Here is a 25,884-nt window from a genome sequence, read left to right on the forward strand (position 1 = left end):
GAAAACGCCTGAACGTATGACCACCGTCGTGAAATGCCCGACTTGCGGCAAGCCAGTCCGCTGGGTACCGGAAAACCGCTTTCGCCCGTTCTGCTCGGAGCGCTGCAAACAGATCGATCTTGGCGCTTGGGCCAACGAGAAGTACAAGATCGGCGGCACCGACGAGGAACCGCCTTCCGACGATACCTCGCGCGGCGACCTCAACTAGACGAGAACACGCTCTTCGTCACGCTGGCGGCGTTGCGCTGTCAGCTTCACGGCTTTCGGAAACGAAACCGGCCGGCCGCATCAATCGGCGGCCAGCCACGCCAGAACCGGGATCGTCGCCGGAAGCAGCGGTTCGACGGCGGCAGGCAGCCGCTCCCAACTGAATGCCTGCCCTTCGCGGCCGTGCGGCTCGCCTCTCCAGCCCGTCACCTTGCAGAAATAGAGCCGGACGTAAGCGTGCGGATAGTCGTGCTCGAGCGTATGCCAGCGATGGCACTCGGTGACGACGATGCCCAACTCCTCGTGCAATTCGCGCTCGAGCGCCGCCTCGACGGTTTCGCCCGGCTCGAGCTTGCCGCCCGGAAACTCCCAGTAGCCCTCGTACGGCTTGCCTGCCGGACGTTGCGCGAGCAAGTAGCGGCCGTCCGGCTGCACGAGCACGCCGACCGCTACCTCGGTCACCGGACGCGACGGCGCAGCCGCGCCGTCCTGAGTCTTCACGTCGCCCGTCATGCCTGCGCCTTGCGACCCGACCAGTCGCGCGCGAATTGCCACGCGACACGTCCCGAGCGCGACCCGCGCTCCAGCGCCCAGACGAGCGCATCGCCGCGCGCACTTTCGATCTCGGCGTCGTCGCAGCCGAAATGCCGCAGCCAGTGCGCGACGATACCCAGATAGTCGTCCTGCTTGAACGGGTAGAAGCTGACCCACAGGCCGAAGCGCTCGGACAGCGAGATCTTCTCTTCGACGACTTCGCCCGGATGAATCTCGCCGTCGGGCATGTGCTTGTACGTCTCGTTGTCGCTCATGTACTCGGGCAGCAGATGGCGGCGGTTCGACGTGGCGTAGATCAGAACGTTGTCGGACTGCGCGGCGACCGAGCCGTCCAGCGCCACTTTCAGCGCCTTGTAGCCCGATTCGCCCTCCTCGAACGAGAGGTCGTCGCAGAACACGATAAAGCGTTCGGGACGCTGCGAAATGAGGTCGACGATGTCGCCGAGATCGTGCAGGTCGTCCTTGTCGACTTCGATCAGACGCAGGCCGTCGGCCGCGTAGGCGTTGAGGCACGCCTTGATGAGCGACGACTTGCCGGTGCCGCGCGCGCCCGTCAGCAGCACGTTGTTCGACGGCTGCTTGTGCACGAACTGGCGCGTGTTTTGTTCGATCAGCGCCTTCTGGCGATCGATGTTTTGCAGGTCGTCGAGCGAGATGTTCGAAATGGCGGGCACCGGCTGCAGGTAGCCGCGGCCTTGCCGCTTGCGCCAGCGGAACGCGACCGCTGCCGACCAGTCGATTTGCGGCGACCCCGGCGGCAGCATCGCTTCGAGGCGCCCGAGCAGCGCTTCGGCGCGCGTCAGGAAATGTTCGAGTTTATCCATGGTGGCATGCGGTCGGGGCGCCCGGTCCGAGCGGACCGGCGCCCGCGATCTATCAGGAACGGTAGTCGGCGTTGATGCTCACGTAATCGTGCGACAGGTCGCAGGTCCAGATCGTCGCCTGCGCATCGCCGCGGCCAAGCAGCACGCGAATCGTGATCTCGCTTTGCTTCATCACGCGCTGGCCGTCTTCTTCGCGGTAGTCGGGGTTGCGGCCGCCTTGTTTGGCGACGAGCACATCGTCGAGATAGAGGTCGATTTTCTCGACGTCCAGATCTGTGACGCCCGCGTAGCCGATCGCCGCGAGAATGCGTCCGAGGTTGGGGTCGGATGCATAGAAAGCCGTCTTCACGAGCGGCGAGTGGCCGATCGCGTACGCGATCTGGCGGCATTCGGGTACGCTCGAGCCGCCTTCGACCTGCACCGTCATGAATTTCGTCGCCCCTTCGCCGTCGCGCACGATCAGTTGGGCGAGCGTCTGCGCGACTTCCGTCACGGCGTCGCGCAATGCGGCGTACGCGGGGGAATCGGACGACGTCACGGCCGGCAGGCTCGACCTGCCCGACGCGATCAGGATGAACGAATCGTTCGTCGACGTATCGCCGTCGATCGTGATGCAGTTGAACGAGCGGTCGGCGACGTGCTTCACGAGCGCGTCCAGCACCGGCTGCGACACGGCCGCGTCGAACGCGAGGAAGCCCAGCATCGTCGCCATGTTCGGCTTGATCATGCCGGCGCCCTTGCTGATGCCGGTCAGCGTGACCGTATGGCCGTCGATCGTCACCTGGCGCGAGGCGGCCTTCGGCAGCGTGTCGGTCGTCATGATCGCCTGCGCGGCGTCGTGCCAGTGCGCCGCCTTGCGATTTTCGAGCGCGGCGGGCAAGCCCGCCTTGAGGCGGTCGATCGGCAGCGGTTCGAGAATCACGCCCGTCGAAAACGGCAGCACTTGCTCCGGCGCGATACCGGCGAGCCGCGCGAGCTCCGCGCAAGTTTCATGCGCGTTCGCGAGGCCCGGTTCGCCGGTGCCCGCGTTCGCGTTGCCGGTGTTCACGACGAGCGCGCGAATGCCCTTGCCGCCCGCGCGCACGCGCTCGAGATGCTCGCGGCACACCGTCACCGGCGCCGCGCAGAAGCGGTTCGACGTGAATACGCCTGCCACCGCCGCGCCTTCATCGACGGAAATCACGAGGATGTCCTTGCGATTCGGCTTGCGGATATTCGCTTCCGCCCAACCGAGCGTGACGCCGGCGACGGGATGCAGTTGCTCAGGAGCGATCGAGGGGAAATTGACAGCCATGGTCGGGACCTATCGGACGGTGAAATGCCGGCTCATGGCGAGAATGCGGAGAGAACCGGCATCGATTGGTCGAGGCTGGCGGCTCGTCAAACAGCCGAACCGCCACGGAATCACGGACGCTCGTTGCGCGCGCGATCCGTGATCGATCGCTCGCGCAAAAGGCCGCGCACAAGCGAAAACGGCGCGCATTATGCGCGCCGTTTTCGCTGTTACGCAAGCTTGCCGTGACACAGCTTGTACTTCTTGCCGCTGCCGCATGGGCATGGATCGTTGCGGCCCACTTTCGGCATGCCGTCGGCGGACGGCGTGGCGCCGGCAGGCGCGTGCGCGCCGTGGCTCATGGCCTGGCTGATCATCTCGGTCGCGGCGTCGGCCGCGACTGCGCCGCCTGCCGCCGCGGCGCCCGCTTCGGCGAACTCGGCATGACGGAACTCGACGTTCTCCAGATGGCTGCCCTGTTCTTCATACTGCTCGGCGGCCTGCTCCAGCTGTTCCGGGGACTGGATCTGCACGTTCATCACGATCCGCGTCACTTCCGTCTTCACGATATTGAGCAGCGCCTCGAACAGCTCGAACGCCTCGCGCTTGTACTCCTGCTTCGGATTCTTCTGCGCATAGCCGCGCAGGTGGATGCCCTGGCGCAGGTGGTCGAGCGCGGCGAGGTGCTCGCGCCAGCAGCGGTCGAGCGTCTGCAGCATGATCGAACGCTCGAACGCGCTGAACGATTCACGGCCGACCAGCGCGACCTTCGTTTCGTAGTTCTCTTCGGCCGCGGCGACCACCGATTCGAGAATGTCGTCCGCGCTGATCGACTGCGATTCGTTGATCATTTCCTGAATCGCAAGATCGAGCTGCCAGTCGTTGCGCAGCACTTCTTCCAGCTCCGGCGCCTGCCACTGTTCTTCGATGCTGCCAGCCTGGATGAACTCGTGGACCACGTCGCCTACCACGGCATGACGCATCGCGCCGATCGTTTCCGCGATATCGTGCGCTTCGAGCAATTCGTTGCGCTGCTGATAGATCACCTTGCGCTGATCGTTCGACACGTCGTCGTATTCGAGCAATTGCTTACGAATATCGAAGTTGCGCGCCTCGACCTTGCGCTGCGCCGATTCGATCGAGCGCGTGACGATGCCCGCTTCGATCGCTTCGCCTTCCGGCATCTTGAGGCGCTCCATGATCGCGCGCACACGATCGCCCGCGAAAATGCGCAAGAGCGGATCTTCCAGCGACAGGTAGAAGCGCGACGAGCCCGGGTCGCCCTGACGGCCGGCACGGCCGCGCAATTGGTTGTCGATCCGGCGCGATTCGTGACGCTCGGTGCCGATGATGTGCAGGCCGCCTGCCGCCTTCACTTGGTCGTGCAGCGTCTGCCATTCGTCGTGCAGCTTTTGGATGCGGCTCGCCTTTTCTTCGGCGGGGATCGACTCGTCGGCTTCGATGAACGCTGCCTGCTTCTCGGCGTTGCCGCCGAGCACGATGTCGGTACCGCGGCCGGCCATGTTGGTCGCGATCGTGACGCGCTGCGGACGGCCCGCTTCGGCGACGATCGCCGCTTCGCGCGCGTGCTGCTTCGCGTTCAGCACTTCGTGCGTCAAGCCGGCCTTGGTCAGAAGGTGCGACAGCAGTTCGGAGTTCTCGATCGACGTCGTGCCGACCAGCACCGGCTGCCCGCGCTCATAGCATTCGCGGATATCGCGAATCACGGCGTCATAGCGTTCCTTCGCGGTCTTGTAGATTTGGTCCTGCTTGTCGATCCGCTTGGGCGGCCGGTTGGTCGGGATGACCACCGTTTCGAGCCCGTAGATCTCGTTGAATTCGAACGCTTCGGTATCGGCCGTGCCGGTCATGCCCGACAGCTTCGAATACATGCGGAAGTAGTTCTGGAACGTGATCGAGGCGAGCGTCTGGTTTTCGCTCTGGATCTTCACGTGCTCCTTCGCCTCGACCGCCTGGTGCAGACCGTCCGACCACCGGCGGCCGGCCATCAGACGGCCCGTGAATTCGTCGACGATGGTGACTTCGTTGTTCTGCACGACATAGTGCTGGTCGCGGAAGAACAGTGTGTGCGCGCGCAGCGCGGCATACACGTGGTGCATCAGCGTGATGTTCTGCGGTGCGTACAGGCTTTCGCCTTCGCCGATCAGGCCCCACTCGGAAAGCATGCGCTCCGCCTTTTCGTGGCCGGATTCAGTCAGGAACACCTGACGGCCCTTTTCGTCGAGCGTGTAGTCGCCCGGCTTCTCGACGCCCGTGCCATCGGCCTTCTCTTCGCCGATCTGGAGATCGAGCAGCGGCGGCAGCGCGTTCATGCGCACATAGAGCTCGGTGTGGTCTTCGGCCTGGCCCGAAATGATGAGCGGCGTGCGGGCTTCGTCGATCAGGATCGAGTCCACTTCGTCGACGACCGCGAAATTGAGCGGCCGCTGCACGCGCGCTTCGGTCTCGTAGACCATGTTGTCGCGCAGGTAGTCGAAGCCGAACTCGTTGTTCGTGCCGTACGTAATGTCCGCCGCGTAGGCTGTCTGCTTCGACGCATGGTCCATCTGCGACAAGTTGATGCCGACAGAAAGGCCCAGGAAGTTGTAAAGCTTGCCCATCCACTCGGCGTCGCGCTGGGCGAGGTAGTCGTTGACCGTCACGACGTGCACGCCGCGGCCCGACAGCGCATTCAAGTAGGCGGCGAGCGTTGCGACGAGCGTCTTGCCTTCGCCCGTGCGCATTTCGGCGATCTTCCCGTAGTGGAGCACCATGCCGCCGATCAACTGCACGTCGAAGTGGCGCATCTTGAGCACGCGCCGGCTCGCTTCGCGGCAGACGGCGAACGCCTCCGGCAGAAGCTTGTCTAGCGATTCGCCGCTTGCGACGCGCTGGCGGAACTCACCCGTCTTTGCACGCAATTGATCGTCCGTCAGCTGCTCGATCTGCGTCTCGAGCGCGTTGATCGTCGCGACGGTCTTTTGATACTGCTTGACGAGGCGCTGATTGCGGCTGCCAAAGATCTTTTGGAGAAAACCGGTGGTCATCGGATCGGGTTTGCGTCGCGGCTTCGGCGGGAGCACAACGGGTGCGCCCGGGTTCGGAGGGCCTCGGCGGCTTATTCCATAAGTGAATTCGAATCGGGCATTTTATCACGCGGGGCTGCTTCCGCCTGTGTCGGCGGCTAGACAGCACGGTACGCGCCGGCCCTCGCCGGCGCCCTTGCGGGCGCCACGGCGCCAGCGATTGCGCGCCCTGCGCGCGGTACAATGCGCGCATCGTCGCACGCATACGCCGCGACTGGGTGACACGAGTGTGAAATGAGCCGCTTTTCGTCGTTTTCAAGGCCTTTTGGCCCGCCGCGGCCGCAACCGCTCGCCGAGGTTCTGACCCGCACCGATGCGTTCGCCGCCCTGCGCGCGGGCGTCGAGCAGATTGCCGCGCTCGAGCGCGATCTCAAGCAATTGCTGCCCGACTACCTGGCGACAAGCGTCGAGCCGGGCTTCATCAAGGACGGCGTCCTGTCTCTCTTTGCCGCGCACAACGCGCTGGCCGCGCGCCTGCGGCATCTCGAGCCGTCCCTTCTGGCCGACCTGCAACAGCGCGGCTGGGCTGTCAATGCGCTGAAGGTGCGGGTCCGGCCGCTGCCGGCGAAAGAGCCGCCGCCCATCAAGCAAGCGCGCATGACGCCGGCAGGGGCCGATGCGCTGCGCGAATTGAGCGATACGCTCGCTCCGTCCCCCTTGCAGGCCGCGCTTGCGAAAATGGCCGCGCGCCATCAGAAACCGCGCGGCGAAAAAAAATGAGCGACCCGCTAGGACCGCTCATTTTTTGATCTACATCAGGGGCGCTGCTCGAACCTCGCGCGCCCGACTACGTGGAGCCATCAGGCAAACGCCGTCTGTGCTTCGTAACCGAAGCCGCGCGGCGCATGCTTCACGTCTTCGAACGTGACGAGTTCGTATGCATCCTCGTGCGCGAGCAGCTCGCGCAACAGCGCGTTGTTCAGGCCATGTCCCGACTTGTACGCCGTGTACGACGCCAGCAGCGGATGACCGACCACGTACAAATCGCCGATTGCGTCCAGCATCTTGTGCTTCACGAACTCGTCGTCGTAGCGCAGACCGTCGTTGTTCAAAATACGGTACTCGTCGAGCACGATCGCGTTATCCATGCTGCCGCCGCGCGCGAGGCCCAACTCGCGCATCATCTCGACTTCATGAGCGAAGCCGAACGTGCGCGCCCGCGCAATGTCGCGGACATACGAGGTATTCGCGAAGTCGACTTCGAGCGCCTGACCGGTCTTGTCGACGGCAGGATGGCGGAAGTCGATCGTGAATTTGAGCTTGAACCCGAAGTACGGATCGAGACGCGCGAACTTGTCGCCGTCGCGGATTTCGATCGGCTTCGTGACTTTGATGAACTTCTTCAGCGCGTTCTGCTCTTCGATGCCTGCCGACTGGATCAGGAACACGAACGATGCCGCGCTGCCGTCCATGATCGGGATTTCCTCGGCCGTCACGTCGACATAGAGGTTATCGATGCCGAGACCCGCGCAAGCCGACATCAGGTGCTCGACCGTCGAGACCCGCGCGCCGTCCTTCTGTAACACCGAAGCAAGGCGCGTATCGCCGATCGACATGGCCGACGCCGGGATATCCACGGGCGTAGGCAGATCGACGCGCGAAAACACGATGCCCGTGTTTTCCGCGGCGGGGCGAAGCGTCAAGTCGACCTTGCGGCCGGAGTGTAGGCCGATGCCGACCGTCTTGACGATCGATTTGATAGTGCGTTGCTTCAGCATGGTGATTTCTATTCGATTGATAATCCCAATCGGGATTTTAACGCCATAGATCGGATTATACTCCATTCGCTCCGCTGCAGTGCGGAATGGACGTTTCAAACTGTTTCTTCTAATTACCCGCGCGAGAATGCGGAGCGGGCCGACACCCGGAATGGAGGCATTTCCGGTGTCGGCCCGTATTACGGCCTGTCATAAAGGTCAGACCAAGCGTTGCCCAAGAGCAACGCCAGACGGCTTCATGACGGGCTCAGCGTGGCAAGCATGCTGGCCGCATCGCTGACTTCGAACTTGCCAGGTGCTTCGACGAAGAGCGCCTTGACCACGCCGTCGTCGACCACCATCGCGTAGCGCTGGGAACGGATTCCCATGCCGCGCGCCGACAAATCCTGCTCCAGACCGAGCGCCCGAGTGAAAGCTGCGCTTCCGTCCGCCATCATGCGCACCTTGCCCGCGGTGTGCTGATCGCGTCCCCAAGCGCCCATCACGAATGCATCGTTGACGGACACGCACCAGATTTCGTCGATGCCGGCCGCGAAAAAGCGCTCGGCATGCTCGACATAACCCGGCACGTGCTTGGCCGAACACGTCGGCGTGAACGCGCCCGGCAACCCGAAGATCACCACGCGCTTGCCCGCCGTCAGTGCCTGCACCTCGAAGCCGTTCGGCCCGAGGGTACAGCCCGCACGCTCGTCTTCGACAAACTCGAAGAGCGTCGCGCCAGGCAGCTTGTCGCCCACTTGAATCATGCTCGATCCTTCACATCGATGCTGTGCTCATCGACCTGCTCGTTGCCGCACTTGCCGCTCGTAAGCGCGCATTATTGCGCGTTTTCCCGCATTGCGCTCGGTGCGTCGTCAAAGTAGCGGCGGCACACCGGCCGCCCGCCATGCTTTTACGCTGCGGGCACCTGTCCCGGCCGCCTGTCCGAGAGGACGCGGCCTGATTCGCCGTTGCCGTTCGCCGCACCTCGCTCTTCGTTCGCAGGCACGCCGGATCACCACCGCGCGCCGCAGCGAACGCCCGAACCTTGCGCGGTCAGTCCGCCTGCTTGCGCAGGAACGCCGGGATGTCGTACGTGTCGACGCCCTTTTCCTGCAGCGCCTGCACGTGCGATGCCGCGGTTTCGCGCGAGTTGCGCCACACGGCCGGCGTATCGAGCGCACCGTAATCGGCGGTGTTCGCATGCGTCGACGCGTAGCTGTGCTGCATCGTGCTGATCGGCTGGTTGTCGGTGCCGGTGCGCAGGAGCGTCATCGGTGCCGACTGCTGCTTCTTCGCCGCGCGGCCAAGGCCCGTTGCGACCACCGTCACGCGCAGCGCGTCGCCCATCGCATCGTCGTACACGGCACCGAAGATCACCGTGGCGTCGTCCGCCGCGTAGCTCTTGATCGTGTTCATCACTTCGCGCGTCTCAGACAGACGCAGCGAACGGCTCGACGTGATGTTCACGAGCACGCCGCGCGCGCCCGACAGATCGACGCCTTCGAGCAGCGGGCTCGCCACGGCCTGTTCGGCCGCGAGGCGCGCGCGATCGACGCCGGCGACCGTCGCCGTGCCCATCATCGCCTTGCCTTGCTCGCCCATCACCGTCTTCACGTCTTCGAAGTCGACGTTCACGAGACCGTCGACATTGATGATTTCGGCGATGCCTGCGACGGCGTTGTTGAGGACGTCGTCTGCGCACTGGAAGCACTTGTCCATCTCGGCGTCATCGCCCATCACCTCGAACAGCTTGTCGTTCAGAACGACGATCAGCGAGTCGACGTGATCCTCCAGTTGCTGCGAACCTGCTTCTGCGACGCGCATGCGCTTGCCGCCTTCGAACTCGAACGGCTTGCTGACGACGCCGACGGTCAGAATGCCCATCTCCTTCGCGATCTGCGCGACGACCGGAGCCGCACCCGTGCCAGTGCCGCCGCCCATGCCTGCGGTGATGAACACCATGTGCGCGCCGTTCAGGGCGTCGGCGATGCGTTCACGCGCTTCTTCCGCTGCCGCGCGGCCCATTTCCGGCTTGGCGCCTGCGCCGAGACCGGTGTTGCCGAGCTGAATCACGTTCGTTGCGCGCGAGCGCGACAGCGCCTGGGCGTCCGTGTTCATCACGATGAAATCGACGCCTTGCACGCCGCGATTGATCATGTGCTGCACGGCATTGCCGCCAGCGCCACCGACGCCCACCACTTTGATGATGGTGCCGTTGGTTTCCGTTTCCAGCATCTGGAATTCCATGTTGCCTCCGTCAAGAAAAAAGACCTGCTGCTCGGCCGTTATTCGACAAGAGATCGGGCAACCCCTTGTCGCGCGCCAGCCGCCGGCACCGGCGCGAATTTCGAAAACCGTTTAGAAATTGCCCAGGAACCAGTCCTTCATGCGCACGAAGACCTGGCCCATCGAACCCGACTGCACCGCGACCTTGCGGCCGCGCATCCGTTGCGAGCGCCCTTCGACGAGCAGACCCATCGCCGTCGAATAGCGCGGATTGCGCACCACGTCCGCGAGACCGCCCGCGTACTCCGGCACGCCGATACGCACCGGCTTCAAGAAAATGTCCTCGCCGAGCTCGACCATGCCCGGCATCATCGACGCGCCGCCCGTCAGCACGACGCCCGAGCTCAGCAGCTCCTCGTAGCCCGACTCGCGCACCACCTGATGCACGAGCGAGAACAGCTCTTCGACGCGCGGCTCGACCACCGCCGCGAGCGCCTGGCGCGACAGCGTGCGCGGACCGCGTTCGCCCAAGCCGGGCACTTCGATCATCTCGTCCGGATCGGCGAGCGCCTGCTTGGCGATGCCGTAGCTCACCTTGATGTCCTCGGCGTCCGGCGTCGGCGTGCGCAGCGCCATCGCGATGTCGCTAGTGATCTGGTCGCCCGCGATCGGAATCACCGCGGTGTGGCGGATCGCGCCTTCGCTGAAGATCGCGATATCGGTCGTACCGCCGCCGATGTCGACGAGCACGACGCCCAGCTCCTTTTCGTCCTCGGTCAGCACCGCAAGCGACGACGCGAGCGGCTGCAGAATGAGGTCGTTCACTTCGAGCCCGCAGCGGCGCACGCACTTGACGATGTTCTGCGCCGCAGAAACGGCACCCGTCACGATATGCACCTTCACCTCAAGCCGTATGCCGCTCATGCCGATCGGCTCGCGCACGTCTTCCTGGCCGTCGATGATGAATTCCTGCGTGAGGATGTGCAGCACTTGCTGATCGGTCGGGATGTTGATCGCCTTCGCGGTTTCGATCACGCGCGCGACATCCGTCTGCGTCACTTCCTTATCCTTGATCGCGACCATCCCGCTCGAATTGAAGCTGCGGATGTGGCTCCCGGCGATGCCCGTGAACACGTTCGTGATCTTGCAGTCGGCCATCAGCTCGGCCTCTTCGAGCGCGCGCTGGATCGATTGCACGGTGGCTTCGATGTTGACCACCACGCCTTTCTTGAGACCCTTCGACTCGCTCTGGCCGAGGCCGATCACCTCGTAATGGCCCTCGCCCTTCAACTCGGCGACGATGGCCACCACCTTCGCCGTCCCGATGTCGAGGGCAACCAGCAGGTCTTTATAGTCTTTGCTCATAGCGTGCTCATTGCGTGTGCGTGTGATGTCATTGCTTCTTGGCCTTGTCGGTATCGCTGATGAAACGCATGCCCGCCGCGCGAATTGCAAACCCGTTCGGATAACGCAGGTCGGCGTATTCGATATCCTTCCCCCAGCGCTGCGTCACAGCCGCCCAGGCTTCGAGGAGGCGCTGGGTTCGGTCAGCGAGCGTCTGCTGGTTGCGCTCCCGGCCATATTCGATTTCCGTGCCGTTCGACAGCTTCACCGTCCACGCGTAACGCGGCGACAGCGTCACCTCTTCCGGCGTCGCGCCAAGCGGCGCGTACCACTTCTTGAAGTCCTGATAACGCGCGACGACCTCTTTCGCCGTGCCGTCCGGGCCGTCGAACGCGGGCAGCTCCTCGTCGAGCTCGCCCTGGTTCGCCGTGAAGAGCTCGCCGTCGACGCTCACCAGTTGATCGACGCCCCATGTGCCAAGCGGTTTGTACTCCTCGAGCGTGACAGCCAGTGCATTCGGCCAGACCCGGCGCACGCTCGCGCGGCGCACCCACGGCATCTGCTCGAACTGCTGCCGGGCGGCGTCGAGATCGACGGTGAAGAAATTGCCCTTCAGGCGGCCGACGACGCTCGCACGCACCGTCGGCGAATTGATGTGCTCGGTATCGCCGTCGATCTGGATCTCGCGCAGCGCAAAGTTCGGGCGCTGGATCAGCCAGTAACCGCCCGCCGCCAGCAGCACGAGCGCCAGCAACGCGTACAGCGCGTTGGCGGCGAAGTTGAGCTGGCGAACGTTATTCCACATGGGCTGCGTCGATCCTGGTCGCGTCGGTTCTTGCGTTAGTCGTTCAAGGTCAGCGCCAAAACGGCGACGACCAGTTCCTGATAGCTGATGCCGACCGCGCGCGCCGCCTTCGGCGGCAGCGAGTGGTCCGTCATGCCCGGTGCCGTGTTGACTTCAAGGAAGTAGGGGTTGCCGGCGGCGTCGAGCATGAAATCGGCGCGGCCCCAGTCGGTGCAGCCGAGCACGTCGAACGCGCGGCGCGACAGCGTCTTCAGGCGCGCTTCCTGGTCCGGCGACACGCCGCACGGAATCAGGTATTGCGTGTCGTTGGCGATGTACTTCGCGTGGTAGTCGTAGAACTCGCCCGCCGGCACGATGCGGATCAGCGGCAGATCCAGATGGCCCGCGATGCATGCCGTGTACTCGCCGCCGCCCTCGATGCTCTTCTCGACGACGATGATCTTGTCGAACTTCGCGGCTTCCTCGAGCGCGGCCGGCAGCGCGTCGGCGCTCTTCACCTTGACCACCGCGACGCTCGAGCCTTCGCATGCCGGCTTCACGAAGAGCGGCAAGCCGAGCTTCGCGACGATCGCGCCCGCGCGCGCCGCGAAGTCGTCGCCGCGCAGCACCGTTTCGAACGGCGGCGTCGGCACGCCCGTCTGCTGCCACACAAGCTTCGTGCGGAACTTGTCGAGACCGAGCGCCGAGCCGAGCACGCCGCTGCCCGTGTACTTGATGCCGTAGAAATCGAGCGCGCCCTGGATCTGGCCGTTCTCGCCATAGCCGCCGTGCAGCGCGTTGAACGCGCGCACGAAGCCTTCGTCCTTCAACGCCGACAGCGGCCGCTCGGCCGGATCGAACGGATGCGCGTCGATGCCCGCGTCGCGCAGGCCCTGCAGCACGAGCCGTCCGGAATTGAGCGACACCTCGCGCTCGGCGGAGACCCCGCCGAGCAGCACTGCCACCTTGCCAAAGAGTTTCGGATCGATACGGCTCGTCAGTACGCGCGCGGCCGTCCCAAGCGTACTGACAGCCCCCTCGGGGGGCAGCGAATGCATTGAGCGTTGGGATTGCGTCATGTCACACCTATGTCTATTGCGCGAGCCGGCCCGGCACACCGCCGATCGAGCCCGCACCCATCGTGATCACCACATCGCCGTCGCGCACCACCGTCGACAGCGCCTCCGGCACTTCGTCCACCGTTTCGACGAACACCGGCTCGACCTTGCCCGCCACGCGAATCGCGCGCGCGAGCGCACGGCCGTCGGCGGCGACGATCGGCGCCTCGCCCGCTGCGTAGACTTCCGTCAGCACGAGCGCGTCGACCGTCGAGAGCACCTTGACGAAATCCTCGAAGCAGTCGCGCGTGCGCGTGAAGCGGTGCGGCTGGAACGCCAGCACCAGGCGCTTGTCGGGGAACGCGCCACGCGCGGCGGCGATCGTTGCCGCCATTTCGACCGGGTGATGGCCGTAGTCGTCGATCAGCGTGTAGTTGCCGCCGCCCGCGACGGCAACTTCGCCGTAGCGCTGAAAACGTCTGCCGACCCCGTTGAATTCAGCAAGCGCTCGCTGGATATCGGCATCTGAGACTTCAAGTTCAGTCGCGATTGCAATGGCCGCGAGCGCGTTCTGCACGTTGTGCGTGCCCGGCATGTTCAGGACGATGTCGAGCGGCGCCGCGTCTTCGCGCATCGCCGTGAAATGCATCCGGCCGTCGCGCGCGAACACGTTGACCGCGCGCACTTGCGCATCGGACGCAAAGCCGTAGCGGATGATCGGCTTCGACACGAACGGCAGGATCTCGCGCACGCTCGGATCGTCGACGCACAGCACGGCGATGCCGTAGAACGGCAGCCGGTGCGTGAACTCGATGAACGCCTGCTTGAGCCGTGCGAAGTCGTGGCCGTAGGTGTCCATGTGATCGGCGTCGATGTTCGTGATGACTTCGATCACCGGGAAGAGATTCAGGAACGACGCGTCCGATTCGTCCGCTTCGGCGACGATGAAGTCGCCCGTGCCGAGCCGCGCGTTCGCGCCCGCGCTGATCAGGCGCCCGCCGATCACGAAGGTCGGGTCGAGCCCGCCCGCGGCGAGCACGCTCGCGACGAGCGATGTCGTCGTGGTCTTGCCGTGCGTGCCGGCAATCGCGATGCCCTGCTTCAGGCGCATCAGCTCGGCGAGCATCACGGCGCGCGGCACGATCGGAATCCGGCGGTGGCGCGCGGCGAGCACTTCTGGGTTGTCGCTGCGCACGGCCGTAGACACGACGACCGCGTCCGCGCCCTCGATATTCGCGGCGTCGTGGCCGATCGCGATGCGCGCGCCCAGCGTGGCGAGGCGGTCGGTCACGCCGTTGTTCGTCAGATCGGACCCGCTCACGTGGTACCCGAGATTGACGAGCACCTCGGCGATGCCGCTCATGCCCGCGCCGCCGATCCCGACAAAATGGATGTGTTTGACGATGTGTTTCATTTCGTTCCTTCCTGGCGCGCAAGCGCCACAGCCGCGCAGACCTGCGCGACACGATCGGTGGCATCCGGTTTCGCCAGCGCGCGCGAGCGCTCCGCCATTTCCGCGAGCGTTTCGCGCGACTGGCTGCGCAGCCAGTCGGCGAGCTTTTCCGCCGACAGATCGCGCTGCTGCACTAGCACCGCCCCACCCTGCTCCGACAGGAATTGAGCGTTCGTCGTCTGGTGATCGTCGACCGCGTAGGGGAACGGCACGAAGAGCGCCGCCACGCCCACCGCCGCGATCTCCGCGACCGTCATCGCGCCCGAGCGGCAAATCACGAGGTCGGCGGTCTCATAAGCCTTCGCCATGTCGTCGATGAACGGCACGAGCTGCAAGTCGTCGCCCGGCTGCAAGCCAGCGGCTTCGTAATTCGCGCGCAGCGCGTCGATATGCTTCGCGCCCGCCTGATGCACGATGCGCGGACGCTCGTTCGACGCGAGCAGCGCGACCGCGCGCGGCACGACTTCGTTCAACGCCGCCGCCCCGAGACTGCCGCCGACGACCAGCACATTGAGCGGACCGCTGCGGGCTGCGTAGCGCTCTTTGGGCGCCAAAGCGCGAGCAAGTTCCTCGCGAATCGGATTGCCGGTCCATTCGGCGTGCGGCAGCGCGTTCGGAAACGCGACGAGCACGCGCCGCGCGAGCTTCGCGAGCACTTTGTTCGCGAGACCCGCAATCGAATTCTGTTCGTGCAGCACGAGCGGACGGCCGGACAGCGCGGCCATCACGCCCGCCGGGAACGTGATGTAGCCGCCCATGCCCAGCACGACGTCGGGCTTCACGCGCTGCAGCGCGCGGCGGCTTTCGAGGCACGCGCGCAGCAGATTCAGCGGCAATGCGAGCTTCGTGCGCACGCCCTTGCCGCGCAGTCCGCCAAAGCGGACGAATTCCATCGGAATGCCATGCTTCGGCACGAGCGACGCTTCCATGCCCGCGGGACTGCCGAGCCACACGACGCGCCAGCCCCACGCGCGCATCCGGTGCGCGACCGCGAGCCCGGGGAACACGTGTCCTCCGGTGCCGCCGGCCATCACCATCAGCGTGCGCTGCGGGGTGGTGCTCATACCTTCCCCCCGCGCATCAGCACCCGGTTTTCGTAATCCACGCGCATCAGCACCGCCAGCGCGACGCAGTTCAGCAAGATGCCCGAACCGCCGTAGCTCACGAGCGGCAGCGTCAGGCCCTTCGTCGGCAGAAGGCCGAGGTTCACGCCCATGTTGATGAAGGTCTGCGCGCCGAACCACAGGCCGATGCCCTTCGCCATGAGACCGGCGAACGTGCGGTCGAGCGCGAGCGCCTGGCGGCCGATTTCGAACGAGCGGCGCACGATCCAGTAGAACAGCAGGATCACGACCAGCACGCCTACGAAACCGAGTTCCTCGCCGATCACGGCGAGAATGAAGTCGGTGTGCGCTTCCGGCAGATAGTTGAGCTTCTCGACGCTGCCGCCCAGGCCCACGCCGAACCACTCGCCGCGGCCGAACGCGATCAGCGAGTGCGTCAATTGATAAGCCTTGCCTTGCGCGTAGCGGTCATCCCACGGATCGAGGTAAGCGAAGATCCGCTCGCGCCGCCACGGCGACGCCCAGACGAGAATCGTGAACGTGCCGACCGCCGTCGCCACCAGACCGCCGAACAGCTTGCCGTTCACGCCGCCGAGGAACAGCACGCCCATCGCGATCGCCGCGATCACCATGAACGCGCCCATGTCCGGCTCGAGCAGCAGGAGCGCGCCGACCACGCCGACCGCGAACGCCATCGGCAAGAAGCCTTTCGCGAAGCTGTGCATGTACTCCTGCTTGCGCACCGTGTAGTTCGCCGCGTAGATCGTCACGGCGAGCTTCATGATTTCCGACGGCTGCATGTTCGTGATTCCGAGCGGAATCCAGCGGCGCGCGCCGTTCACGCCCTTGCCGATGTGCGGGATCAGCACGATCACGAGCCCGAGCAGCGCGATCAGGAAGAGCTTCGGCGCGTACTTGTCCCAGACGGAGATCGGCACCTTGAACGCGATCACGGCCGCGACGGTCGCGACCCCGAGCGACGCGATGTGGCGCACGAGGAACGCGTAGTCGTGGTACGCCGCGTATTTCGGCGAATCCGGCATCGCGATCGACGCCGAGTACACCATCACGACGCCGAGCCCGAGCAGTGCGATCGCGACCCACAGCAGCGAGTGGTCGTAGTCGAGCATGCGCGAGCGCATCGGGCGCATGCCGCTCACCGCGCTCGCAAGACCGCTTCCCGATGCGCTGTCTTCGGCCTTGCCGACCGAGCCGCGTTGTCTCGAGAGCCCCCAGACCTGCCGCTGCGCGCCAGCCCTCCCGACGGGGTCGGCGAAACTTCGGGCGGCCCGGCGTTTTTCCGACAAGCGCGAGCCGAAGCGTTCGGACCAGCTCATAGGATCGTCCCCCGTTCCGCGGCAATGTCTTCCACGGCGCTGCGGAACACCGCGGCGCGATGTGCGTAGCCTTTGAACATGTCGAAGCTCGCGCAGGCCGGCGACAGCAGTACGGCGTCGCCTGGCTGAGCGAGCGCGGCCGCTGCGCGCGTCGCGGATTCGAGCGTCGCGTGCTCGCCGAGCGCCACGCCGGCGCCGGCGAGCGAGTCGCGAATCTGCGGGGCGTCGCGGCCGATCAGCATCACCGCGCGGCACCAGCGCGCGACCGGCGCTTCGAGCGGCGCGAAATCCTGGCCTTTGCCGTCGCCGCCCGCGATCAGGATCACGCGCTGCGCGAGGCCGTCGAGCGCGGCGACCGTCGCGCCGACGTTCGTGCCCTTGCTGTCGTCGACATAATCGATGCCGTCGATCGACGCGATCAGCTCCACGCGATGCGGCTCGCCGCGGTATTCGCGCAAGCCGTGCAGCAGCGGCGCGGCGGGCAGGCCGATCGCGCGCGCCAGCGCGAACGCGGCGAGCGCGTTCGCGGCGTTGTGCAGGCCGCGGATGCGCAGCGCGTCGGCCGGCATTAGGCGCTTCAACGCGAGGTCGCGCGGCGCGGAGGGCTCATGCTTGCGGCGGCGGGTCGGCGTCGCCTCGTCGGCGGGATCGCGATCGTGCGCCTCGACGAGCCAGTTCATGCCGTTTTCGCGCAGCAGCCCGTAGTCGCCTTCGTGCACCGGCTCGTTCAGGCCGAACGTGACCACCTGCGCGGCGCTATCGCCCGAGGAGGCGTGCTTCGCTGCGTCCCCCAATCTCCCAAGGGGACTTCCTTCGGGGCGGGGGACTTCCTTCGGGGCGGCGGCAGGCGCAAGCGCCATCACGCGCGCGTCGTCGCGATTCAGCACGCGCACCGTCTGCGGACCGAAGATGCGGCCCTTCGCGGCGGCGTAAGCATCGAGCCCGCCGTGCCAGTCGAGGTGATCCTGCGTGATGTTCAGCACGACCGCCGCATCCGGCGCGAACGTATGCGCGGTTTCGAGCTGGAAGCTCGACAGCTCGAGCACCCACACGTCGGGCAGCGCCGTGTTGTCGATCGCTTCGGTAAGCTTGTCGAGCGCGGCCGGGCTGATGTTGCCGGCCACCGCCACCTTCTTGCCCGCGCGTTCGCACAGGAGGCCGGTGAGGCTCGTCGTGGTGGTCTTGCCGTTCGTGCCGGTGATCGCGATCACTTTCGGCGCGTAGCCGCTTTCGCCGAGCTTCTTGAGCGCCTGCGCAAAAAATTCGAGCTCGCCCCACACCGGAATGCCACGCTCGCGCGCGCTCGCGATGAGCGGCAGCAAGTCAACAGCCAGCGGCGAAAGCCCCGGGCTGATCGCCACTAGTTCGATACCGCCGTCGAGCAGCGCAGGCGAAAACGCGCCACCGATGAACTGAGCATCGATCCGGTGCGCCTCGAGCTCGGACAGGTTCGGCGGCGCCTCGCGCGTATCGGCAATGCGCAGCCGGCACCCGTGCCGCGCGCACCAGCGCGCCATCGCGAGGCCGGATTCACCGAGCCCCAGCACGAGCACCATCGGACTTTGCCGATCGACAAACATCTCGCCAAACATCGCTTGCTTTCCTTTACCGCAGCTTGAGGGTGGACAGACCGAACAGGCACAGCATCAACGTGATGATCCAGAAACGCACGACCACCTGCGTCTCCTTCCAACCCGACAATTCGAAATGGTGATGCAGCGGCGCCATCTTGAAGATGCGGCGCCCTTCGCCATAGCGGCGTTTGGTGTACTTGAACCAGGTGACCTGCAGCATCACCGACAGCGTCTCCACCACGAAAATGCCGCCCATGATGAAGAGCACGATTTCCTGGCGCACGATCACCGCGATGGTGCCGAGCGCACCGCCGAGTGCCAGCGCGCCGACGTCGCCCATGAACACCTGGGCGGGGTGCGTGTTGTACCAGAGGAATGCGAGACCCGCGCCGCCCATCGCCGAGCAGAAGATCAGCAGTTCGCCCGCGCCCGCGATGTGCGGGAACAACAGGTATTTCGAGTAAATCGAGCTGCCCATCACATAGGCGAACACGCCGAGCGACCCGCCCACGAGCACGACCGGCATGATGACGAGGCCGTCGAGACCGTCGGTCAGGTTGACCGCGTTGCTCGCGCCGACGATCACGAAATAGGTGAGCGCGATGAAGCCCCAGACGCCGAGCGGGTAGCTGATCGACTTCAGGAACGGCAGCGTCAGGTCGGCGTGCGGCGGCAGTCCCATCGAGAGGCCGCTTCTCACCCAATCCATGAACAGGTCGACGACGCGCACGTTGCTCGCCTCCGACACGGAAAACGCGAGATACACCGCCGCGAACAATCCGATCACCGACTGCCAGAAATACTTTTCGCGCGACGGCATCCCGCGCGGGTCCTTGTAGACCACCTTGCGGTAATCGTCGACCCAGCCGATCACGCCGAAACCGAACGTGACGAGCATCACGATCCAGATGAAGCGGTTCGTGAGATCGGCCCACAAGAGCGTCGAGATGGCGATGCCGATCAGGATCAGCACGCCGCCCATCGTCGGCGTGCCGGATTTGACGAGGTGCGTCTGCGGGCCGTCCTTGCGCACGGCCTGGCCAACCTTCATCGCGGTCAGCTTGCGAATCACCCACGGGCCCAGGACGAGCCCGATCACGAGCGCGGTGATGCTCGCCGCGACCGCGCGAAACGTCAGGTAACTGAACACGCGCAAGAAGCTTGCGTCATTCTGCAGCCATTGCGCCAGTACCAATAGCATTGCGGGGTCCTTCTCTTTCAGTGTGCGCCGGGCGCTGTGCCCGGTGCGGCAGGTTGCAGTTGCGAAGCGTTCACCGCTTCCACCACGCGCTCCATTTTCATGAAGCGCGAGCCTTTGACGAGCAACGTCGCGTGAGCGCCGACTCCGGCTTGCAGCAGGTGTGCGACCAGTGACGGGACATCGTCGAAATGGTGTGCGCCTTGAACCGCGCCCCCGCCGCTCGATCCGCTCGCGTTGAACGCGCTGCAAGCGTCGCGCGACGCGTCGCCGAGCGCATAGAGCGCGTCGATGCCGCGCTCGCACGCGTAGGCGCCGACCTCGCGATGAAACGCCGGGCCGTGGTCGCCCACCTCGCCCATGTCGCCCATCACAAGTACGCGCGGCGCCGCCTGGGCGGCCAGCACGTCGATCGCTGCGCGCATCGAATCGGGGTTCGCGTTGTAGGTGTCGTCGATGACGGTCGCGCCCGCGAGCGAGCCGAGCGCGGCGCGCTTCACTTGCAGGCGTCCTTTCACCGGCTCGAACGCTTCGAGGCCGCGCTTGATCGCATCGAGCGACACGCCGGCCGCGACCGCCGCCGACGCCGCCGCCAGCGCGTTGCGCGCGTTGTGCTCGCCGAGCACTTGCAGCACGGCTTCGAACGTTCCCGCAGGCGTCGCGACGCGCAAACAGTTGCCATCGAGTTCGCCCGTCACCGCCGCAGCCGTCTTGCGATCAGCCGCGTTCAGCGCGAAATCGACGATGCGGTTGCCGGTCGCCGCGATGTGCCAGATGGCCGCGTAGGCGTCCTCGGCGGGGAACACCGCGACACCCGTGGGGCCGAGCGCGTGAATCACGCTCGCATGCTCCAGCGCGACCGCTTCGACGGTCGCCATGAATTCCTGATGCTCGCGCTGCGCGTTGTTCACGAGCGCGACGGTGGGCTCGGCGATCTGTCCGAGCACATCGGTTTCGCCGGGATGGTTCATTCCGAGTTCGACGACGGCAAGCTTGTGGGCCTCGGTCAGACGAAACAGCGTAAGCGGCAGGCCGATCTCGTTGTTGAAATTGCCTGCCGTCGCGAGCCGCGCTTCTTGGCCCACCGCCGCCGCGAAAATCGACGAGATCATTTCCTTGACCGTCGTCTTGCCATTGCTGCCCGTGACCGCGACGAGCGGAATCGCGAAGCGCCGGCGCCACGCGCGCGCCAGGGCGCCGAGCGCCACGCGCGTGTCGGGAACACGCAGCGCCGGCACGCGCCATTCACCGGGACTGCGCGACACCAGCGCTGCGCTCACGCCGCGCGCGGCAACTTCCGGCAGGAAGTCGTGCGCGTCGAAACGGTCGCCTTTCAGCGCGACGAATAGATCGCCGGGGCCGGCGGTGCGGCTGTCGGTGGCGATGCGCTCGAACGTGGTCGCGCCGTCGCCCAGCACCGTTGCGCCGGCAATTTCCCGAGCCGCTTCGTTCAGCGAAAACATGGTCATTCGCCGCCTCCACGAGTGTGCGTCGCCCGCGCGGCGAGCGCGAGACGAGCGTGGTCCTGATCGGAGAAGGCGCGCTTCTTACCCATGATTTCCTGCGTGGCTTCGTGACCTTTGCCGGCCAGCACGACGACGTCCTCGCGCGCCGCGCTGCGCACGGCCTGCAGGATCGCGCTCGCGCGGTCTTCGATGCGACGCGCTTTGCCTGCATCCGTCATGCCGGCGACGATCTGATCGATGATCGACTGCGGATCTTCGCTGCGCGGGTTGTCGCTCGTCACGACGACGGCATCCGCGAGCCGCTCCGCGATCGCGCCCATCAGCGGACGCTTCGTCGCATCGCGGTCGCCGCCGCAGCCGAACATGCAGACGAGTTCGCCCCCGCGCGCGCTCGCGATCGGGCGCAGCGCGTCGAGCGTTTTTTCGAGCGCGTCGGGCGTATGTGCGTAGTCGATCACGACGAGCGGCTCGTCGCTCTGCAGCCGGCCGCCGAGCCGTTGCATGCGGCCGTTCACCGGTTCGAGCTTCGACAGCTCGGCAAGCGCCGCCGCAAACGGCACGTCGGCGGCAAGCAGCGCGCCGAGCACGCCGAGCAGATTGCTGACGTTGAAGGCGCCGAGCGTCGCGACTTCGACATCGGCCTCGCCCCAGTCGGACGACAGATGAAATGCGGTGCCGACCGGCGTTGCGTGAACGCGCGAAGCGAGCAGCAGCGCGTCGGCCTTCGGAGCATCGGCGATCGCCGCATCGATGCCGTAGGCGATCGTGCGCACCTGGCCGTGCGTTTTCGCGATCAGGCGCCGGCCCGCTTCGTCGTCGCGATTAATGACGGCGCAGCGCAATTCCGGCCAGTCGAACAAGCGCGCCTTCACCGTCTCGTATGCGGCGAAGGTGCCGTGATAGTCGAGATGGTCCTGCGTAAGATTCGTGAAGACGGCAATATCGAACGCGGTGCCGTTCACGCGCCCCTGATGCAGTGCGTGCGACGACACTTCCATCGCCACCGCCCGCGCGCCCGCGGCGTGAAGCTGCGCGAGGCTGCGCTGCAACTGGGGGGCGTCGGGCGTCGTGAAGCCGGTGTGCACGAGGTGCCCCGGCATGCCGCTACCCAGCGTGCCGATGATCGCGCACGGTTTTCCGGCGGCCGTCAGCGCCGCCGCGATCCATTGCGAGCACGAGGTCTTGCCGTTCGTGCCGGTCACGCCGACCGCGAGCATCGCCTCGCTCGGGCGTCCGTACCAGCCGCTCGCGATGGCCCCGGCCAGCTCGTTCAGCGCCGGCACGGCGAGCGTCAGCGTCGGGTCTACGTTGCCGTTGAAGCCTTCGGGCTGGAACAGCACGGCGGCGGCGCCGCGCTCGATGGCGCCGTCGATGAACGGCCGGCTGTCGGCGCCGTCGACGGCGTAGGCGAGAAACACGTCGCCAGCGGCAAGCGTGCGCGTGTCGGCGTGCAGGTTCGCACCGGGCGCGACGTGCGCGCGCAGCCAGTCGAGCACATCGGCGATCTGCTGGTGCGCCGGATGTTGACGGCGAGCAGCGCTCATCGGACGACTCCTGGGCGAATCTTTGCGTTGTCGGATACGTCGAGCTTCTTGACGCCGCCGTGGTTGGCGGCCGTCGTTTGCTTCTCGCCGCCGCGAACCGCAGCCGTCTTTTGTGCGGCGACGGCCGAAGCCGCAGCGGCCGGCGCCGCTTGCGCCGGATCGTCGGACACGACAAGCTGCTTGACGGGCATATCGGGCGGCACGTTCAGCGAGCGCAGCGTATCGCCGACGATCGCCGAAAACACCGGCCCCGAAACCTGGCCGCCGAAGTGGCTGCCGGCGGTCGGCTCGTCGACCGAAACGGCGACCACGATGCGCGGATTGGGCATCGGCGCCATGCCGACGAACGACGCGCGGTACTTCGACTTGTCGTAGCCGTGCGCACCGTGCTTGTATGCGGTGCCGCTCTTGCCGCCGACGCGGTAGCCGGGCACTGCCGCATCCGGCGACGTGCCTTGCGCCGACACCACCGATTCAAGCATCGCGCGAACCTCGCGGGCGGTGGTCGGCGCAAAGATCTGCGGGCCGGAGACCGGCTGATCGCCCGGCGTCCGGAAGATCGAGACCGGCAGGATTTGACCGTCGTGCGCAATCGCCGTGTACGCGCGCGCGAGCTGGAACAGCGATGCCGACAAGCCATAGCCGTACGACATCGTCGCCTGCTCGATGCGCCGCCAGCTCTTCCACGGACGCAGGCGCCCGGGCGCCGCGCCAGGGAAACCGACCTTCGGCGCCTGGCCGAGGCCGATGCTCGTATACATATTCCACATCTCTTCCGGCTTGAGCGTCATCGCGATCTTCGTCGCGCCGATGTTGCTCGACTTCTGAATCACGCCGCCGACCGTCAGCACGCCGAATGCGCTGTCGTCGGTGATTGTCGCGCCGTCGAGCGTGAAGTGGCCGTTGCCGGTATCGACGAGCGTATTCGGCGACACGCGATGCAAATCGAGCGCGAGCGAGATGGTAAACGGCTTCATGATCGAGCCCGGCTCGAACACGTCGGTCAGCATCCGGTTGCGCAGCTGCTCGCCGGTCAGGCGCGAGCGGTCGTTCGGGTTGTAGGTCGGATAGTTGACGAGCGCAAGCACCTCCCCGGTCCGCACGTCGATCACCATCGCCGCCCCCGCCTTCGCCTTGAACTTCTCGACGGCTGCCTTCAGGTTCGCGTATGCAATGTATTGGATCTTGCTGTCGATCGACAATTCGACGTCCTGGCCGTTATGCGGCACGACGGTCTCGTCGACGTCCTCGATAACGCGCCCCATGCGATCCTTGATCACGTGACGAATGCCCGGCGTGCCCTCCAGGACTTTCTGATCGCCGAGCTCGACGCCTTCCTGGCCCTCGTCCTCGACGTTCGTGAAGCCGATCAGGTGGGCGGTGATATCGCCTTCCGGGTAAAAGCGCTTGTATTCCGGGCGCTGGTAGATGCCCGGGATGTCGAGAGCCGTGACCTTGTCGGCGACATCGACCGGCACCTGCCGCTTGATGTAGACGAAAGTTTTGTCGCCGGAGAGCTTCGCGCGCAGTTCAGTTTGCGTCATGTCGAGCAGCTTCGAGAGCTGCGCGAGCTTGTCGGCGCCGAGGTCATCCGGCACCGATTCGGGAATCGCCCAGATCGCGCGCACCGGCAGACTCGTCGCGAGCACGAGCCCGTTGCGATCGAGAATCTTGCCGCGCGTGGCCGGCATTTCGATCGTGCGCTGATAGCGGCTCTCGCCCTGCTTCAAATAGAACGAGTTGCCCGGCCCCTGAATCCAGAACGCACGGCCGGCCAGGGCGACAAACGCCATGAACAGCAGAAACACGACCAGCTTCGAGCGCCACATCGGCAGGCGCACGGAGAGCACCGGGCTCGCCGAATACGACACGCTCTTGCGGTTCTGAGATTTTTTCATCGCGTGCCTCCGCTGCGCGATGCGACCGGCGCCGCAGCAGGCGCGGAGGTCGGCACGGGGGCATCCTCGGCCGTCGCGGCGCCCGAAGGGAGCGTCAGATACTGCGTGCGGCCGGTCGTGACGGTCTGCATCTTGAGGGAATCGGTGGCGACTTGCTCGATGCGCGACGTCTTCGACAAGGCGCTCTGCTGATATTGAAGCTGCGCGTAGTCCTGCTGGAGCTGGCGCTCCTGCGCTTGGGCACGCTGCAACTCGATGAAGATCTGGCGCTGCTGGTTGGTCGCATTGACGACCGACAGCGCACAACCCAGGACGACGATCAGCAGGAAGATGTTGAGGCGGCTCATGGCGCGACGCGCTCCGCGACGCGCATCACCGCCGAGCGGGCGCGCGGATTGGCCTCGACTTCGGCGTCGCTCGCGAACACGCGGGCGAGCAGCTTGAGCGGCGGGCTGGGCAGATCGACGGCGCGGATCGGCAGGCGGCGATCGACCACAGGCGCACTCGCGTGCGCCTGCATGAATCGCTTGACGATCCGGTCCTCGAGCGAATGAAAGCTGATGACCACCAGCCGCCCCCCTTGCTCCAACAACGACAATGCAGCCTCTAGTACGACTTGCAGCTCCGCAAGCTCTTGATTGACGTGAATCCGTATAGCCTGAAAGGTGCGGGTTGCCGGGTCCTTACCCTTCTCACGTGTTTTGACGGCGTGAGCCACGATTTGGGCAAGCTCCCCCGTGGTGACGAGAGGCCCAAGACGGTCGGACTCTGCCCGGCGAGCAACAAGCGCCTTTGCAATCTGAACAGCAAACCGTTCTTCCCCATAATCTCGTATCACCTCCGTCAGTTCCTGCTGCGTTGCCCGCGCGAGCCAGTCGGCCGCAGACTCGCCGCGCGTCGGGTCCATCCGCATGTCGAGCGGGCCATCGGCGCGAAAACTGAAGCCCCGCGCCGGATCGTCGACTTGCGGCGACGACACGCCCAGATCCAGCAACACCCCCGACACCCGCCCTACCCCGCGCGCCGCAACCTCGCGGGACAGCGCGGCAAAACTCTCGTGCACTATCTCAAAGCGCTTGTCTTCGATCGCCTGCGCCGTGGCGATGGCTTGCGGGTCCTTATCGAATGCAATCAGCCGGCCCGCTTCGCTCAACCGGCCCAACACCGCCCGGCTGTGCCCGCCGCGCCCGAACGTCCCGTCGACGTAGACGCCGTCCGGCCGCGTGATGAGCGCATTGACCGCCTCTTCCAGCAGCACCGTGCGATGCTGCAATTCGTTTCCCATCGCAGGTG

At 65.6% G+C, this 25,884-nt stretch carries 22 protein-coding genes; 2 read left to right on the forward strand and 20 right to left on the reverse strand.

Annotated features, from left to right (window positions below; genetic code table 11):
• The first annotated feature begins 16 nt into the window (after window positions 1–16).
• The gene (gene yacG / locus J3489_RS15370; protein WP_137333902.1) at window positions 17–208 is read left to right on the forward strand and encodes a DNA gyrase inhibitor YacG; all 192 of its coding nucleotides are present in this window, start codon (window positions 17–19) and stop codon (window positions 206–208) included.
• An 80-nt stretch (window positions 209–288) separates the two neighbouring features.
• Here the strand turns inward: yacG and J3489_RS15375 are convergent, their stop codons facing one another.
• The 4 genes from J3489_RS15375 to secA form a co-directional block, all read right to left on the reverse strand.
• Window positions 289–720, reverse strand: a complete 432-nt coding sequence (locus J3489_RS15375; RefSeq protein ID WP_206999376.1) for an NUDIX domain-containing protein — start codon at window positions 718–720, stop codon at window positions 289–291.
• Window positions 717–1,586, reverse strand: coding sequence for an ATP-binding protein (locus J3489_RS15380; protein ID WP_206999377.1), 870 nt, complete (start codon window positions 1,584–1,586; stop codon window positions 717–719). The genes J3489_RS15375 and J3489_RS15380 overlap by 4 nt, the downstream gene beginning before the upstream one ends.
• Window positions 1,587–1,638: 52 nt before the next feature.
• Complete coding sequence (gene argJ / locus J3489_RS15385) at window positions 1,639–2,880, reverse strand: bifunctional glutamate N-acetyltransferase/amino-acid acetyltransferase ArgJ (protein ID WP_206999379.1); 1,242 nt, start codon at window positions 2,878–2,880, stop codon at window positions 1,639–1,641.
• A gap of 209 nt (window positions 2,881–3,089) precedes the next feature.
• Window positions 3,090–5,906: a preprotein translocase subunit SecA gene (secA, locus tag J3489_RS15390; RefSeq protein WP_206999381.1), complete on the reverse strand. Its 2,817-nt coding sequence runs from the start codon at window positions 5,904–5,906 to the stop codon at window positions 3,090–3,092.
• 273 nt (window positions 5,907–6,179) lie between these two features.
• Here secA and J3489_RS15395 point away from each other — a divergent pair, with 273 nt between their 5' ends.
• The gene (locus J3489_RS15395) at window positions 6,180–6,665 is read left to right on the forward strand and encodes a DciA family protein (protein ID WP_206999382.1); all 486 of its coding nucleotides are present in this window, start codon (window positions 6,180–6,182) and stop codon (window positions 6,663–6,665) included.
• Between the two features lie 80 nt (window positions 6,666–6,745).
• Here J3489_RS15395 and lpxC read toward each other — a convergent pair whose 3' ends face one another.
• The 16 genes from lpxC to rsmH all read right to left on the reverse strand — a co-directional run bounded on the left by lpxC (window position 6,746) and on the right by rsmH (window position 25,876).
• Window positions 6,746–7,663: a UDP-3-O-acyl-N-acetylglucosamine deacetylase gene (gene lpxC, locus J3489_RS15400; protein WP_206999383.1), complete on the reverse strand. Its 918-nt coding sequence runs from the start codon at window positions 7,661–7,663 to the stop codon at window positions 6,746–6,748.
• A 236-nt stretch (window positions 7,664–7,899) separates the two neighbouring features.
• Window positions 7,900–8,409, reverse strand: coding sequence for a peroxiredoxin (locus J3489_RS15405; protein ID WP_206999384.1), 510 nt, complete (start codon window positions 8,407–8,409; stop codon window positions 7,900–7,902).
• Window positions 8,410–8,698: 289 nt separating this feature from the next.
• A complete protein-coding gene (gene ftsZ, locus J3489_RS15410) occupies window positions 8,699–9,892 on the reverse strand; it encodes a cell division protein FtsZ (RefSeq protein ID WP_206999385.1) in 1,194 nt (397 codons plus the stop codon).
• Between the two features lie 111 nt (window positions 9,893–10,003).
• Window positions 10,004–11,236 (reverse strand): cell division protein FtsA, encoded by a 1,233-nt coding sequence (gene ftsA, locus J3489_RS15415; protein WP_206999386.1) that lies wholly within the window; start codon window positions 11,234–11,236, stop codon window positions 10,004–10,006.
• Window positions 11,237–11,264: 28 nt separating this feature from the next.
• Entirely contained in the window at window positions 11,265–12,020 is a 756-nt protein-coding gene (locus J3489_RS15420; protein WP_206999387.1) for a cell division protein FtsQ/DivIB, read from the reverse strand.
• 35 nt (window positions 12,021–12,055) lie between these two features.
• Window positions 12,056–13,000 (reverse strand): D-alanine--D-alanine ligase, encoded by a 945-nt coding sequence (locus tag J3489_RS15425; protein WP_206999432.1) that lies wholly within the window; start codon window positions 12,998–13,000, stop codon window positions 12,056–12,058.
• Window positions 13,001–13,091: 91 nt separating this feature from the next.
• Complete coding sequence (murC, locus tag J3489_RS15430; protein ID WP_206999388.1) at window positions 13,092–14,471, reverse strand: UDP-N-acetylmuramate--L-alanine ligase; 1,380 nt, start codon at window positions 14,469–14,471, stop codon at window positions 13,092–13,094.
• Window positions 14,468–15,574: an undecaprenyldiphospho-muramoylpentapeptide beta-N-acetylglucosaminyltransferase gene (gene murG, locus J3489_RS15435; RefSeq protein ID WP_206999390.1), complete on the reverse strand. Its 1,107-nt coding sequence runs from the start codon at window positions 15,572–15,574 to the stop codon at window positions 14,468–14,470. Before murG ends, murC begins: the two co-directional genes overlap by 4 nt.
• Window positions 15,571–16,911 (reverse strand): putative lipid II flippase FtsW, encoded by a 1,341-nt coding sequence (ftsW, locus tag J3489_RS15440; protein WP_206999392.1) that lies wholly within the window; start codon window positions 16,909–16,911, stop codon window positions 15,571–15,573. The genes murG and ftsW overlap by 4 nt, the downstream gene beginning before the upstream one ends.
• Window positions 16,908–18,503 (reverse strand): UDP-N-acetylmuramoyl-L-alanine--D-glutamate ligase, encoded by a 1,596-nt coding sequence (gene murD / locus J3489_RS15445; protein ID WP_206999394.1) that lies wholly within the window; start codon window positions 18,501–18,503, stop codon window positions 16,908–16,910. The genes ftsW and murD overlap by 4 nt, the downstream gene beginning before the upstream one ends.
• Window positions 18,504–18,516: 13 nt before the next feature.
• Entirely contained in the window at window positions 18,517–19,686 is a 1,170-nt protein-coding gene (gene mraY / locus J3489_RS15450; protein ID WP_206999396.1) for a phospho-N-acetylmuramoyl-pentapeptide-transferase, read from the reverse strand.
• A gap of 17 nt (window positions 19,687–19,703) precedes the next feature.
• A complete protein-coding gene (locus tag J3489_RS15455) occupies window positions 19,704–21,152 on the reverse strand; it encodes a UDP-N-acetylmuramoyl-tripeptide--D-alanyl-D-alanine ligase (protein WP_206999397.1) in 1,449 nt (482 codons plus the stop codon).
• The gene (locus J3489_RS15460; protein WP_206999400.1) at window positions 21,149–22,693 is read right to left on the reverse strand and encodes a UDP-N-acetylmuramoyl-L-alanyl-D-glutamate--2,6-diaminopimelate ligase; all 1,545 of its coding nucleotides are present in this window, start codon (window positions 22,691–22,693) and stop codon (window positions 21,149–21,151) included. Before J3489_RS15460 ends, J3489_RS15455 begins: the two co-directional genes overlap by 4 nt.
• Window positions 22,690–24,591, reverse strand: a complete 1,902-nt coding sequence (locus J3489_RS15465) for a peptidoglycan D,D-transpeptidase FtsI family protein (protein WP_206999402.1) — start codon at window positions 24,589–24,591, stop codon at window positions 22,690–22,692. Before J3489_RS15465 ends, J3489_RS15460 begins: the two co-directional genes overlap by 4 nt.
• Window positions 24,588–24,938, reverse strand: coding sequence for a cell division protein FtsL (ftsL, locus tag J3489_RS15470; RefSeq protein ID WP_206999404.1), 351 nt, complete (start codon window positions 24,936–24,938; stop codon window positions 24,588–24,590). The genes J3489_RS15465 and ftsL overlap by 4 nt, the downstream gene beginning before the upstream one ends.
• Window positions 24,935–25,876 (reverse strand): 16S rRNA (cytosine(1402)-N(4))-methyltransferase RsmH, encoded by a 942-nt coding sequence (gene rsmH, locus J3489_RS15475; RefSeq protein ID WP_206999406.1) that lies wholly within the window; start codon window positions 25,874–25,876, stop codon window positions 24,935–24,937. Before rsmH ends, ftsL begins: the two co-directional genes overlap by 4 nt.
• Between the last annotated feature and the right edge of the window lie 8 nt (window positions 25,877–25,884).

This window comes from Trinickia mobilis, assembly GCF_017315705.1.
GTDB classification, from domain to species: domain Bacteria; phylum Pseudomonadota; class Gammaproteobacteria; order Burkholderiales; family Burkholderiaceae; genus Trinickia_A; species Trinickia_A mobilis.